Raw genomic sequence first — 14,222 nt, forward strand, 5'->3', positions numbered from 1 at the left:
CATACGTGAATGCCACGTTTTCTATAGTTGTCTTTTTGTCAAGTACAATTTATACCAAATTAGATGAGCTTACCCTGCACCCATATCAAAATTAAAATTGTAAAAATGGCAGTTCTTGCAACACTTCTTTTTTAGTACGGGGTACTAAAAAATTCCACTCACTAAGAAGTTCATCATAAGAACCCCTAAGCTCAATTCGGTAAATGCGTTCTTCGTCATTATTAGTAACTTTTGGTCTATAAAACACTACAACAGTTTCATTATTATAAGAAGAATATCGTTTCCTTGTCATAATTTACCTCAACATAAAAATCTGCTAAAAAATCAATAGTTCTATATTAACAAATAAATATGGGTATCCCTGCCTAGCGTTATTTGAGGCTCTAAATCAGAAAATACTCATATCCTGATTTAGTAAAGTAACGTGCCTGATATTAGTTGGTCTTCTTAACTGGTTCCCAGGCTAAGGCCTGGGAACCGAGAGCCAGAGGCTCTGCCTCACTAACGGATAAAAATAAAAACAGGAGGCAGAGCCTCATGGAAGGCATTCCCAGGCCTTAGCCTGGGAACGAGCAAACACCTACGCTTTACGCTTCCGACGGCGAATCAGCACACTCATCACTTGCTTCGGATTAGCTGCACGCTGTACGGGACTCCAATCGCCCACTTCGGCAAATCCCAGGCGGTACAAAGTGAGTATGGTTTCCCTGACACCCTTGGGCGAACCTGTCACCGTTACACAAACCACATCCTGTTCCGATTCTGCTGCTGAGTCGTCATTTGGCCGATCGAATTTGTTGTCGTCAGGCAAGAATTCCTGTGACATAATTATGTTCTCCTGGTTTTGGGTTTTCTAGAAAAACCCAAAAACCCAGCCGCCCCGCATTTCAACGCATAGCAGGGCGGCTACAGAGGATGTTAAGATACTCCGTTAGCCTCCAGACTGCTGTGATCAGTTTGGCGGTTAGCTGTCCATTGCTGCTCGCAACAGCTTTGGGCAGTGCAACTAGATTTTTGGGCGACGCGGGCTACTTCCTCTACAAGCAAAGCAACCTCTAACTTCAAAGCGTAGCCGCAGAGGGGGGCCTGTGTCAATCCATTTGGGATTTGGGATTTTACGGGAAGTTACCCACAATCAGGAAACGGCAGTGCCGTTTCCCTACAGTTAATCTGGCGATGGTTACATCTGTTGCGAGGGGGATCGATCAATTATTTTGGGGTAGGGAAACGGCATTGCCGTGTCCTCAATTCCCCTGTTGTCGATTGTTATATCCGATCGGACGGTGTAGCAAAATGAGCTGTTTTGATAAGATCGATCGCACTTCATCCAATCCCATCTCCACATCCGCCAAAATCTCTCCCACAGTTCTGGTATTGCAACCTTGCAAAAACTCAAATTCCGCACTTGACAAATTGAGCAATTGGTAATTGCAATCAAACACTTGTTGACTAGGCCAACCGTGAATACAACCACTCAACTCTGGAATTGCCGCCAAAAGAGCCTGATCGTCCGACCAATCAATTTTATTAACAGGCTTTTTGCCCAAGAAAAACTCGTAATGAGTAATTTCCGTATCCAACAATTCAATTAATCGATAAAGCTCCCGTTCCGTCAAACCCTGAGCTCTTTCTATCAATTCCGGCGCTTTACCCAAAAGTCTTTCTAACTGCCAATATCCCGGATTTGAAAAACCAATAAATTCCAATCCCGAAGCATCAATTAACTCGAACAAAGTCTCGATATTGTAATCAATTTCCTGCGGGTGAACGTACATATCCGCAAAACATTCGTCCCGCTGATTTTCTCCTGCCCAACGCTGTTTTTCGTACTTGACAAGACGGTTGTTTTCTGGTAAAGAAGCAAAGATTTGACGGCCGACTTTCACCCCATCCGGATAGTCACCTTTTTGCGGGCCTTGAAGAAGTGCGATCGCCCTTTGCATCAATTGAATTTCCCAGCGTCCGAGCTCAGCATACACAAAAATGTGCATCAAACCGCCCTCCGCCAACTTCGCCGCCAGCGCTTGAATGCCCCGGATCGGATCGGGTAAGTGGTGCAGCACGCCCACGCAGTTAATCAAATCAAACTCGCCCTCTAACTCGGCGGCATCGTACAGGCTGAGGTGGCGAAAATCAGCTTCGCGCGCCCCCGATCGCCGACAGCGTTCTTGTGCTACCTTCAAAGCACCCTCGCTCAGGTCGATCGCCGTCACCGAAGCTTCAGGATTGAGGTGAATCAGATAATCGGTGCTCGAACCAGTGCCGCAGCCAGCGTCTAAAATCCGAACATCTAGTTTTGGCGGCTTTTGGCCGGTGCAAAAATTGTAAGCATCAGGCCAACTCCAGCGCCAGTTGTACCCAGGGGGCGGTTCATCGGACAAAGGATCGGGCGGGAAAGGGAAAGTATCGTAAAGCCGCCGCACGGCAGCGCTGATATCAGGCGTAGTATCCATAGGTGAGGTAATAGGGCGTGGGTTTTGAGATTGGTTGTCAGTAGCTACGGGGTAACAGCGCTAGGCCATGCACTTCTGTTGCTGCGTTACTCGCAACAAAAGTGTCGCTTCGCGATAGTTGGGCAAGCCTGAAACAGAGGGATCGGGCGATCGACTAACCCTTGATAGCCAAGCCCTGACAGCTTCCGCGTAATAAAACTTATCATTTTTTCTCATATAAGCTCTCTTAAATCTATACAATAAATCTCGACAGGCTTTTTAACAAACAAGGACTGTCAATAACCTACCGCTCAGCTTTCGGGTAAAGCGGAGGCGTCTTTCAAGAGAGCAAGAGGCCTAGAAAAAGGCAGAAGAAAATTTTTGATTTTCTTTTCCCTTAATGAAAGGCACTTGCTGCAATCGCCCAAAGGCAACTCTCCTGCCGAGTCTTTTTTTCCACGGGTGTACGGGCGGGGCGCAGCGGAGGGAGTACCCCGTGCCTGCCTTCCGATCGGACATTTCCCGGCAGGCAGAAAGATGAAACCAAAACATTTTAATCTAAGAAAGTAAGCGCGCCCGAACCTCGTGACAGGTAAAGGCAAAAAGTAAACAAAGCAAAAATACCTAATTTTACCTGCATGAGAAGGCAAGGTTAGTCTGGGTAAATGCTGCAACGATTTAGATAGGGAGCGAAGGAGTCTAATGACTGTAAAGGCAAGTGGTGGAAGCTCGGTTGCGCGTCCGCAACTATATCAAACTGTACCGGTCGCAACAATTTCGCAAGCAGAACAGCAAGACCGCTTCCTACAGCGGGGCGAACTCAGCGAACTGGCAAGTTATTTCAGTTCAGGGGCTCTTCGGATCTCGATTTCTGAGACGCTGACCCAAAACTCGGAACTGATAGTATCCCGCGCAGCCAACCGAATTTTTACCGGCGGTTCCCCGCTGGCATTTTTGGAAAGACCGCAAGAACCTGTGATGGCTGTAGCAGGCGCGGCTCGCGGCGGCTCGGCGAATGTCTCTGAAGGCATGAAACTGGGAAATGTCACCTACGTTGAAAGTCGCGCAGGCGGCGGCAACGGCTCAGGCGGTGGCGGCGGCTTCTTGGGGCTGGGAAATCTGTTTTCGGGCAACGGTGGCGGCGGCCCGATCCCAGCAGGATTTGGGCCGATCAATGTCTCGCGCTACGGCCCTGGCAACATGACCAAATCTCTGCGCGACTTGAGCTGGTTTTTGCGCTACATCACCTACGCGATCGTAGCTGGCGACCCGAACATTATTTCGGTGAACGTGCGCGGACTGCGAGAAATCATCGAAAATGCTTGCTCGTCGGCGGCGACGCTGGTGGCAATGCAGGAAATGAAGGCAGCATCCTTGGGCTATTTCAAAAAGGATAGCGAGGCAAGTGCGATCGTCGGACAGTATTTCGACGTAGCTATTACCGAATTCAAAGCCCCGACACCTTCAGACAAGGTGCGGCAGCGCGAAACCAACGACCAGCAAGGGCTGCAACTGCCTCAAATCTACTTCAACGCAGCCGAGCGCCGGTCGAAATTCGTCATGAAAACCGGTCTGTCCTCGGGGGAAAAGCAAGAAATAGTCAAAGCAGCTTACCGCCAAGTATTCGAGCGCGATATTACCCGCGCATACAGCCAAAGCATTTCTGACTTGGAATCCAAGGTCAAAAATGGCGAAATCTCGATGAAAGAGTTTATTCGTCGCCTTGGCAAATCTCCTCTGTACCGCCAGCAATTCTACGAACCGTTTGTCAACAGCCGTGCTGTAGAATTGGCCGCTCGTCACTTCCTAGGCCGCGGTTTGAGCTCGCGGGAGGAATTCAGCAAGTATTTTGCGATCGTCACCAAAGGCGGCCTGCCAGCCCTCGTAGACGCGATGGTTTATTCCCAGGAATATTCCGACTACTTCGGCGAAGAAACCGTGCCTTACCTGCGGGGTTTGGGCCAAGAAGCTCAGGAATGCCGCAACTGGGGCCCGCAAATTGATTTGTTCAATTTCAGCGCTCCGTTCCGCAAGGTTCCTCAGTTCATCACCTTGTTCGCAGGCTACACCCAGCCGCTGCCAGACCAGCACGTTTACGGTGTCGGCAATGACCCGTTAGAAATTCAGTTCGGCGCGATTTTCCCGAAAGAAACTCGCAACCCCAAAAACCGTCCAGCTCCCTTCGGCAAGGACACCCGCCGTATCCTGATCCGTCAAGGTGCGGGGATTGAAAACCAATTGAGCAACCCGGAAGCCCGCGGCAAGGCTCCCGGCTCTCTCGGCCCCAAGGTCTTTAAATTAGACCAGTTGCCGGGTGGCTACGTGTCTCCCAAAAAACTGACGGGCCGCGCTGTTGCAGGCGGTGGCTACAGCAGTGCTTCCAGTGTCAAATTTACCGAAAGTTCCACCCAAGCGGTGATTCGGGCTGCTTACCTGCAAGTGTTCGGTCGCGACGTGTTCGACGGCCAGCGCCAAAAGGTGGCGGAAATTAAGCTGGAAAACGGCGACATCACGATGCGCGAGTTTATTCGGATGTTGGCGAAGTCTGACGTGTTCCGCAATATGTACTGGAGCAAGCTTTACGTTTGTAAGGCGATCGAGTACATTCACCGCCGACTCCTGGGACGCCCTACCTACGGCCGTCAGGAAATGAACGCTTACTTTGACATTTGTGCTAAGAAGGGTTTCTACGCGCTGGTCGATGGCATCATCGACAGTCTGGAGTACAACGAAGCTTTCGGGGAAGATACAGTGCCCTACGAGCGCTACGTAACTCCCGCAGGTTTGTCGATGCGGACGATGCGATCGGGTTCCGTTGCCGAGCAAAATCTCCAAGCTCAGATTGCCGACACGCCTCGGTTTATCGAACTCGGTGTCGCAGGCGATCGGGGCGATTTCGAGTTGCAAACTCGGATTGCTCAAGGTGTCAGCAAGCGGCGCGAACAAACTAAGGTGTTCAAGCTGACGAATACTTCGGACAAAGTAGCTTTGAAAACTTTAATTCAAGCTGCTTACCGTCAAGTTTTTGAACGCGACTTGAATCCCTACGTTGTGAAGAATGAATTCACGGCGCTGGAAAGCAAACTTGGCAACAATGAAATCAATCTCAAGGAGTTCATTGAAGGTTTAGGTTGTTCCTCGCTGTACGTCAAACAGTTCTATGCACCTTATCCAAATACTAAGGTGATTGAGTTGGGCACCAAGCACTTCTTGGGCCGGGCTCCTCGCAATCAGGCGGAGATTCGGACCTACAACCAAATCTTGGCAAGTAAAGGGATTAAGGGCTTTATCAACGCGATGTTGAACAGCGTTGAATATGCTGAGGCTTTTGGTGAGGATACTGTTCCTTACCGCCGGTTCCCGACTCTACCGGCTGCTAATTTCCCGAATACTGAAAGACTGTACAACCAGTTGACTAAGCAGAACGGTGAAATTGTGGTTCCGAGTTTTGAGCCTGTGGCTGCGATCGACAGAAGCTAATACAACAGATTCCAGCTCGATCTCTTCGAGTGCCGTAGGGACACGGCACTGCCGTGTCCCTACCTATCCTCTAAGAAGATTGAGTTGGTAAGTTGACAAAAATACCTCGCTATGGTAATGCTGTAGCGGGGTATTTTTGCAACCGCAGATTTTAGCGGATAAACGCGGATGAACGCTGATGGGATAATATGAAATGCTCATTTCGGCAACTTGCGAAAGCAGCCTAACACCTATCACCTAACAGCTATCACCTAATACCTACAACCGAACACCTTTAACTAATTAGCTCGATCGCCCGATCGGCTTGAATCAAACCATATCCACTGGCCAAGTCAAATCCCACATCAAAACCGGGCGTGTTTGGATCGTCCATATCCAAAGCCGTTTGCGCTAGCACTCTATTAATGTCCGCAGGGCTTAAGTAGGGATTTGCTTGCAGCATCAAAGCCGCAACTGCCGCCGCATGAGGAACCGCTGCAGATGTGCCCGAGAAATTGGGGAAACTGTCAGCATCTTCCAGAATATCGTTACCAAAGAACGTCGTATTGGTATTGTTGGGAGCGACGAAACTCGGCTGCGGGCGCAACTCGGGTTTAGATAGAAGATCGCCCTTTTCATCAAACAAAATAGGAGTGCCGCCAGCCGAAGAAAAGTCTTCCAATATTGCAGGATTTACACCGTATTCAGGAGTGAGAAAATAAGAGGCTGCCCCGACTGCTGCGACTCCTCTGGCATTTGCACTTCCGTATGCAGTTGAACTATTGGTGTTGTAATTATTGATTTTGAAGGTAGAAGAAAAGCCCGCCACATACTTCATCAAACCGGGAGCATCACCGGATCGCTTGGCAATCATGAGATTGAATAAATTGGAGCCAAAGGAACCATCATTGCGAAATGTCAGCTCCTCGATCGGATCTCCTCCCACATTTAATAGCGTACTGTGAGCCAATACTTTTTGTTTTGTACTGTCAACCAAGTAAATATCGAGGTCGTTAGTCGATCGACCCATCGGTGAGTCCCATTGGAATGAGAGGCTGAAGGAATCATCTTTCTCTAGCGTGATGCTTTGATAGATATCGACTTTAATCCCCGGATCGAAGTCATGCAATTCTCCAAAACCAGCAAAGAAACCAGCCGAGTTGAAAGCACTTTGATAGCTAGCGCGAGCTTTATTGCCTGCAGAAGTAAAGTAGACAACTCCTTTTTTGACTACTTCTTCGATCGCTTGGGCAATGATGCCATCCTGGAACATCGGTTGAGATAGGAAACCCACATCATCTACAATGATTTGCGCTCCCTGTGCTGCCAGCGAGCGAATGCCATCAGCCACAATTCTTTGACTTGCTTTTAAGAATTCTAGAGAGCTGTTAAACTCACCCGCTGCAGAGCCTGTATGAAATAACAAATCGGCTCCTGGAGCAATATCGTAGATAATTTGCAGCAAAGCTCTGCCTTCATCGGCAGACGTAAATAAGTTATTACCCGATTCTTCTGCTAACACCTTAACATTTGCAGGCAAATCGCCACTTTTAATATCTGCGGCTGCTCCACCCAAACGGTTGAAACTATCAGATACAACCCCGATTTTAACGCCCGTGCCGTCTACCCTAAACCGCTCTCTAGCAATATCCGATCGCATTGCCCAATCTCCCCGCCCCACCACCGATCCTCCATCCCTCAAAGATAGGAAAGCTGAGTAGTCGATCGCGCTGGCACGGGTGTTTTTCAGAATTGCCAGCAAGTCCCCAGTCTTAGTGCTAATTAATGTGCTGTCGCTATTTTCCCCCGTGTCTTGGTAAACGATTAATTCATCGAGGGTTAACTCTGGGCCCAAACAGAGCCGATCGCGATCGCTAAGATTGAAGTCAGTCAGAATGTCAGTTCCTTGCTGCTGTTGCAGCACAAAGATATCGCTTCCAGTCCCGCCGATTAAGACATCTTGCCCCGCATCGCCCCACAGCGTATCGTTGCCACCATAGCCCCAGAGTGTATCGCTGTCGGCAGTACCCCGCAGGATGTCATCATCGCTGAATCCATCAATAAAATCGCCACCGAAGCCTTGATTGTTTGTGATATCTTTGACATTGTTCAATCCTGGCATCAGATCGCTCAAATTGTTGGGGAGATCGATCGAACTTGTCATGTTGTTGCTGGGAAACAAATTGTTGCGATCGAGGAAAGCAGGTAATTTGATATTTGCAAAATCATTGCTCATGGAAGTTGCTCTGAATTACAATTTTTTTTCATGCGAAACGAGACCTCACCTAGGCGCTGTCAATTCATGGGCTTTTAACTAATTTAATTAGTTCCAAAAATTTCTAAACAAATTCCTTAGATCGTCTTGGGGCCTGTAAGGATGCGGCATAGGTAACTCATTCTTCCTGTCCTGTTTCTGCTGTTGGCACCGCTCGTTGTCAATTAAGCTGAAGTTCCAACTGGGAGAATCAATGCGTGTTATGCTTTGATTTTTGCGGTCTATTCTGGAGGTAAAAGTACCAGATTCAATGACTGTATCACCGCGTTTTATCTCATAAGAGAAGTCATTATTCCCAGGTTGTACAGCTAAATGATTACCCCTGTGTTGGATGTCAAAAGACACTTTAAATCTTTCTGACATGGGAGCTTTTTTGTACTCGCGCTCGGTATAAGGATAAGGGTTTCGATCGAGTCCAGGGGTGACATTTCGGATAGTAACGCGCAACCCTGGAGCGGGTGGTGTAGTTTGGGAAATGAAGGCTGCTCTCCCGAAGACTAGCTCTTCGTGGTTGCGGCTGTGAGTTTCCGTATTAGGGAAATAGAACTGACCGTTACACTTGCCTGAGTCTACTTGGTAAGTTGTAGTGACAGACAAAGTAGTTACTGCACCGACATTGAATTCTTCAGAGTCTTGAAATTGCAATCCGGTTTGCAGGGCTGGCGGTGGGGATTGCGCGTTGGTAATATCAGACAGCACCGGTACGCTTAACAGTGAAATTCCCATGACTGTAGAAACAAATTTTGCTTTCCTTGTTAGAATTGATTTTTGTAATTTCATCGGTTTTACCTCACAAATATTTGCAACTATCGGCAAGTTTTAGCAAGCAGATAACTGATATCGTGTCCGGTCGATTACCATAACAAAAACTGTTTGTAGTGCGGACTTTCTGCAGCAGGATAGTGCGGGTTCAAGTCCGTAATACGAGGCATACTTATTGCGGTCGATCGGACCTACACGACATTGGTAACAAGTTAAGCTAAGAAAGCATTTGTCAATCAGCAATTATGCTCAACATTTACTCGGATTTTGGGCATAAAACTGAGATTTGGGCGATCGTGCGATCGTGCCGAAGGTGATATTTATACTTACTCCCTCTCAAATCGTAAATTTTCCACTCCTAAAAAAGCAGTTTTTTTGAGTAATATTACTGATTGACAAATGCAATTAAGTCTTAACTTGTCACCAATGCCTACACGATAGGATGCGATAATTTTTTGGCCTTGCTGATTTCTAATTCGATTTATTCTCAATCTAATGCAAGGTGTTGTTCGCATCATGTGTACAAGCATCTCGAATTCAGGCTTTTATGTCGATAGATAAACTTCGCGTTGCAGATCGATTTTCCACAGATAAAGTTCGTGCAGGTATCCGCCACAGCCAAACTGTTTAAATTCAGGGAGTTTGAGCCAATTGCTGGCAGTCGGTTAGAGTCCAAAAAATTTAACCGAATTGCAATTCACAAAAATTGTCTCCTGTCAATAGATGAAATTCGTCAATTATTTGGTAAGCTTCAGAGGAAATATTGTTCATCGAAAAAATTTGTAACAATTAATACTTTTCTCGATAAAGCATGGAGCTGGAACAGGGACTTGAATGGGTCGATCGGCTGGTGAAAAATCGCACGGGCAATCCTCTGACTGCTATGGAAATTGCCCTGCTTAGAGGTGCGTGGTTGGGAGAAACCTACGAAGCGATCGCGCAGACAACTAACTACTCTGCCAGCTACCTCAGCCGTACCTTTGCACCCCAGTTATGGCAACGTTTATCAACTGCCTTTGGCGAATCTGTAACGAAGAAAAGCTTTCGTGCTTGTGTAGAACGCCTTGCGGCCGGACAAATAATTGCAGAACAACAGGGACAAGAGACAGAAAAACAAAAGAATGCTCCTGTTCTTGCTGACCATCAAGCTAGCCTTGCCCAAACACCAGCCACTGCGATCGGCAGCCTCAATATGGTTCCTCTTTGTGATTGGGGAGAAGCGATCGATGTCTCCATTTTTCACGGACGCACTCAAGAATTAGGCACGCTAACCCAGTGGATAGTGCGCGATCGCTGTCGATTAGTCGCCCTGTTAGGGATGGGTGGCATTGGCAAAACCGCACTGTCAGTAAAACTGGCCCTGCAGATTCAAGAACACTTCGAGTTTGTTGTGTGGCGATCGCTGCGGAACGCGCCTCCCCTCGAAATCCTGCTGGCGGATTTGGTGTCATTTCTGTCGCACCAGCAGGAGACGAAAGCCGATCCCGGCAAACTGCTGGAATGCTTGCGGCAGTCGCACTGTCTGGTAATTCTCGATAACCTGGAAACCCTGCTGGATGCCAAACAAGTCGGACGCTTCCGTCCCGGCTTTGAGGATTATGGCGAACTATTGAGATTGCTGGGCGAAGTGGGGCATCAAAGCTGTGTAATCCTCACCAGCCGGGAAAAACCGGTGGAAGTAGCGGCCCTGGAGGGGGTAGAACTGGCAGTGCGATCGCGGAGGCTAGAAGGTTCCCCAGAAGCAGCACAGGCGATCGTGCAGGGCAAAGGCTTGGTGGGTTCGGCACAAGAGAAACAGCATCTCGGCGATCGCTACGGTAACAGTCCCCTTGCTCTCAAAATTGTAGCGACTTCAATTCAAGAGCTATTCGATGGCGAAATTAATACCTTCTTACAGGAAAATACGTTTATTTTTAACGGCATTCGGCGGTTGTTGGATCGGCAATTCGATCGGCTGTCTCCTTTAGAGCAAAGCATCATGTACTGGCTGGCGATTAACCGCGATCGGACAAGCATTTCTCAGTTGCAACAGGATATTGTGCCTGCGGTTTCCAAAAGTCGATTGCTAGAGGCGCTGGAGGCGTTGAGTTTTAGATCCTTGATCGAAAAACAAGACAACCACTACACCCAACAACCCGTAGTGATGGAGTACGTAACAGAAAAAATCTTCGAGGCTGCGATCGCCGAAATTCTTCAACCCCCCTGGCAATTGCTAACTACCCACGCCCTACTGAAAGCTACTGCCAAAGACTACATTCGCAACAGCCAAAGACGGGTGTTAATCGAACCGCTGGCAGATCGCTTAATGCCCCATTTTCAGAGCCAGACGGCAATGGTGCAGTACCTTCAGCAGTCGTTGCAGCAGTTGCGGCACCAGCAGGGGCATCCGGGCTATGCAGCGGGCAACCTCATCAATCTCCTGTGTCATTTGCAGGCAGACTTAACAGGAACCGATCTTTCAGGACTCGCGATCCGACAAGCCAATTTGCAAAATGTGCCTTTGCATCGCGTCAACCTCACACAAGCGACGCTGAAAGACTCCACCTTTGCCGAACCTCTGAGCAGTCTGTTAGTTCTGGCTATCAGTCCTGACGGTACGAAGGTTGCTGCTGTCGATCACTCTGGCACTGTATATCTGTGGCAAGCTACCACTGGCAAACGGCTGCACACCATTGCTGCCCATTCCTGCTATGTCACTGGTTTGGGATGGAGCCCCGATAGCACTTTGCTGCTGACCGGAGGCTTCGATCGCACCGTTAAATGGTGGGATGCAGCCACGGGCAATTTCCTGAGACAGTGGGAATTACCCAGCATCGTTTGGGGACTTGAATACCATCCTCATGGTGAAATGCTGGCGATCGCTCTGGAAAATGCTACCATCCAACTCCATGATGCCCGCACGGGAGATTGTCTCAAAATCTTAACGGGACACACTGCTCAGGTACGGGATGTCACCTTCAATGGGAATGGAACACTTTTAGCGAGCAGTAGTTATGACACAACTATCAAGCTTTGGGATGTAGCTACCGGCAATTGCCTCAACACACTAATAGGGCATGAAGGATTTGTTTGGAAAGCAGCATTTCATCCTGATGGAGCCCGACTTGTTAGTGCCAGTTTTGATGGCACTGCCAAGCAATGGGATCTGCAAATGGGACTGTGTTTGCATACCTTGGCGCTACACACTGCTCCAGTCTACTGGACGCTCTACACCCCTGACGGAGAAACTATTGTCACTGCCAGTAACGATTGCACAATTCGTCTTTGGAATACTACTAGCGGGCAATGTCTGAGAACTTTGCAGGGACATCACGGTGCTATTTTTTCCATTGTCATTAGTTCTAATGGTCAACAACTATTTAGCGGAGGAGATGAATTTGCTATCAGAGTTTGGAATGTGGCGATTGGAGAATGTGCAAGTATTTGGCAGGGTACTAACCTAGCTTTTCGCTCAGTTGCTTTCCATCCCCAAGCTGAGCGTCTAATTAGCATAGGGTTAGATCATCAGATTCGCCTGTGGGATTTAGCAAAAGGTACTTTTCTTAGTTTGTTAGGAAACCACAAAGGGCAGCCTTGGAATGTACGCTTTGATACACAAGGTATAATTTTTGTAACTGTCTCTATAGCAGGTGAAGTTCGATACTGGGATAGCTCAACGGGAAATTTGTTGCGTACAATTGAAGCTCACAACACTTGGACGCATGGATTAAGCATTCACACCAATGGGCAATGGGTAGCAACGGGTAGTTCCGATCGAACGATTAAGCTTTGGAATCTGGAGGGAGAGTGTTTGCAGGTTATTCGGGCGATCGCTCCTGTTTATTCCCTGGACTTCCATCCTCGATCGAATGTGTTGGCGAGCGGTCACAACGATAACTGCATCCGCTGGTGGGACATCCATACTGGAAATTGTCTCCTGACCAGAGAAGCCCATATCGGACGCATTTGGGCCGTGGCGTTTCATCCTCAAGGGCATCTGTTGTCTAGTTGCGGTGACGATCGAACCATTCGGTTGTGGGATTCCGAATCCGGGGAGTGTTTGCGAACTTTGCAAGGTCATCAGGGGCAGGTCGAATCTATTGTGTTCGATGCCAAAGGAGATCGATTGATAAGTTGCAGCAGCGATCGTACCATCCGCATTTGGGATGTGTTAACTGGAAATTGTTTGAAGGTTTTGGAAGGGCATACAAATTTTGTCACTTGTGTTGCTTTGAGTTCTCCGTGCAAAACAGAGGGCGCTATCGAGCAGCCAATGCTGGCAAGTTGCAGCTTAGATGAAACTATCCGTCTTTGGGATGTAGAATTGGGGAAATGCTTGCAAGTTCTTCGACCTCAACGCCTCTACGAAGGTATGAATATCACTGGAGTGACTGGATTAACGGAAGCTCAAAAGGAAACATTAAAGGCGTTAGGAGCGATCTCAAACCAATTATGAAATTTAAGTAGGTAGGTGTAAATAAACCCGCTTATGTAACAGAATGTAAATAACTCGAAACTTCTGCGATTGCCTTTCTTCGGAGCGCTCCGAAGAGACGTTCTCTTCGGAGCGATCGCTTGTGACAACGCAAGGCGACTATTTCAATGAGGAAAAAGAAGAGGCCTAAACTGACATTCACAAAGAATATAACGACAATGATAACAAACAGAAGTGAGGACAAGTCAATAGACCTAAGTTCACAAAGGTTCTATCATGGCACTAAGGCAAATCTGAAGCAGGGAGACCTGATTGAACCCGGCTTTAATTCAAACTACGGTAAGAGGAAGAAGGCATCCTATGTCTATCTAACCGCTACCTTGGATGCTGCTATTTGGGGAGCTGAACTTGCCTTGGGCGAAGGGCCAGACAGAATTTATATAGTAGAGCCGACTGGTCCGATTGAAGATGACCCCAATTTGACGGACAAGAAGTTCCCTGGAAACCCAACAAAGTCATACCGTTCTCGGAATCCGCTACGGGTCTCTGGTGAGGTTACAGATTGGCAGGGACACACTCCAGAACAGCTCAAAGCCATGAAGGAGCATCTTGAGCGACTTAAGCAACTTGGTATTGAGGCAATCGAGGATTGAGCAAAAATGTGAAAATAAAGTCGCAATTCACTTTTACCCGCGAGGGGATTAAAACTTTATAGACTTATTGAAATTTGCAAAATTCTAACATCAGTTTGATTTTTGGTAACTGTCTTTCCGATTTCCGAAAAGCCAGCCAGATGCGATTGGTATAGCAACCGCCAAGGCGGTTATGGCATAAACTGTAAGTAGTCCCAATTACTCGCGTGCGATCGTACAACTCATGC

The 14,222-nt window shown here is 47.9% G+C and carries 10 protein-coding genes; 3 read left to right on the plus strand and 7 right to left on the minus strand.

Annotation, left to right across the window (positions count from 1 at the left end):
* Positions 1-91: 91 nt before the first annotated feature.
* From QUA99_RS29745 to QUA99_RS29765, 5 genes are all read right to left on the minus strand, one after another.
* The gene (locus QUA99_RS29745; RefSeq protein WP_333244184.1) at positions 92-292 is read right to left on the minus strand and encodes a hypothetical protein; all 201 of its coding nucleotides are present in this window, start codon (positions 290-292) and stop codon (positions 92-94) included.
* 288 nt (positions 293-580) lie between these two features.
* The gene (locus QUA99_RS29750; protein ID WP_333244187.1) at positions 581-826 is read right to left on the minus strand and encodes a hypothetical protein; all 246 of its coding nucleotides are present in this window, start codon (positions 824-826) and stop codon (positions 581-583) included.
* Between the two features lie 92 nt (positions 827-918).
* Positions 919-1,095: a hypothetical protein gene (locus QUA99_RS29755; RefSeq protein ID WP_333244190.1), complete on the minus strand. Its 177-nt coding sequence runs from the start codon at positions 1,093-1,095 to the stop codon at positions 919-921.
* A 149-nt stretch (positions 1,096-1,244) separates the two neighbouring features.
* Complete coding sequence (locus QUA99_RS29760) at positions 1,245-2,453, minus strand: class I SAM-dependent methyltransferase (protein ID WP_333244192.1); 1,209 nt, start codon at positions 2,451-2,453, stop codon at positions 1,245-1,247.
* A gap of 60 nt (positions 2,454-2,513) precedes the next feature.
* Positions 2,514-2,669 (minus strand): hypothetical protein, encoded by a 156-nt coding sequence (locus QUA99_RS29765; protein WP_333244195.1) that lies wholly within the window; start codon positions 2,667-2,669, stop codon positions 2,514-2,516.
* A 465-nt stretch (positions 2,670-3,134) separates the two neighbouring features.
* On the opposite strand from QUA99_RS29765, the gene QUA99_RS29770 reads away from it, so the two are divergent.
* Positions 3,135-5,912, plus strand: coding sequence for a phycobilisome rod-core linker polypeptide (locus QUA99_RS29770; protein ID WP_333244198.1), 2,778 nt, complete (start codon positions 3,135-3,137; stop codon positions 5,910-5,912).
* A 274-nt stretch (positions 5,913-6,186) separates the two neighbouring features.
* On the opposite strand, the gene QUA99_RS29775 is transcribed toward QUA99_RS29770, so the two are convergent.
* Positions 6,187-8,127: a S8 family serine peptidase gene (locus tag QUA99_RS29775; RefSeq protein ID WP_333244200.1), complete on the minus strand. Its 1,941-nt coding sequence runs from the start codon at positions 8,125-8,127 to the stop codon at positions 6,187-6,189.
* An 87-nt stretch (positions 8,128-8,214) separates the two neighbouring features.
* Entirely contained in the window at positions 8,215-8,946 is a 732-nt protein-coding gene (locus tag QUA99_RS29780) for a hypothetical protein (RefSeq protein ID WP_333244203.1), read from the minus strand.
* 793 nt (positions 8,947-9,739) lie between these two features.
* Here QUA99_RS29780 and QUA99_RS29785 point away from each other — a divergent pair.
* Positions 9,740-13,363, plus strand: coding sequence for an NB-ARC domain-containing protein (locus QUA99_RS29785; RefSeq protein ID WP_333244206.1), 3,624 nt, complete (start codon positions 9,740-9,742; stop codon positions 13,361-13,363).
* 197 nt (positions 13,364-13,560) lie between these two features.
* Positions 13,561-13,995: an NAD(+)--rifampin ADP-ribosyltransferase gene (arr, locus tag QUA99_RS29790; protein ID WP_333244209.1), complete on the plus strand. Its 435-nt coding sequence runs from the start codon at positions 13,561-13,563 to the stop codon at positions 13,993-13,995.
* Positions 13,996-14,222 lie beyond the last annotated feature (227 nt).

Origin of the sequence: Microcoleus sp. F10-B2, from assembly GCF_036704965.1 — a bacterium.
Lineage (GTDB): Bacteria > Cyanobacteriota > Cyanobacteriia > Cyanobacteriales > Microcoleaceae > Microcoleus.

Coding starts and splice junctions, on each gene's coding strand:
- QUA99_RS29745 (WP_333244184.1), bottom strand. CDS start 292: ATGACAAGGAAACGATATTCTTCTTATAATAATGAAACTGTTGTAGTG.
- QUA99_RS29750 (WP_333244187.1), bottom strand. CDS start 826: ATGTCACAGGAATTCTTGCCTGACGACAACAAATTCGATCGGCCAAAT.
- QUA99_RS29760 (WP_333244192.1), bottom strand. CDS start 2,453: ATGGATACTACGCCTGATATCAGCGCTGCCGTGCGGCGGCTTTACGAT.
- QUA99_RS29765 (WP_333244195.1), bottom strand. CDS start 2,669: ATGAGAAAAAATGATAAGTTTTATTACGCGGAAGCTGTCAGGGCTTGG.
- QUA99_RS29770 (WP_333244198.1), top strand. CDS start 3,135: ATGACTGTAAAGGCAAGTGGTGGAAGCTCGGTTGCGCGTCCGCAACTA.
- QUA99_RS29775 (WP_333244200.1), bottom strand. CDS start 8,127: ATGAGCAATGATTTTGCAAATATCAAATTACCTGCTTTCCTCGATCGC.
- QUA99_RS29780 (WP_333244203.1), bottom strand. CDS start 8,946: ATGAAATTACAAAAATCAATTCTAACAAGGAAAGCAAAATTTGTTTCT.
- QUA99_RS29785 (WP_333244206.1), top strand. CDS start 9,740: ATGGAGCTGGAACAGGGACTTGAATGGGTCGATCGGCTGGTGAAAAAT.
- arr (WP_333244209.1), top strand. CDS start 13,561: ATGATAACAAACAGAAGTGAGGACAAGTCAATAGACCTAAGTTCACAA.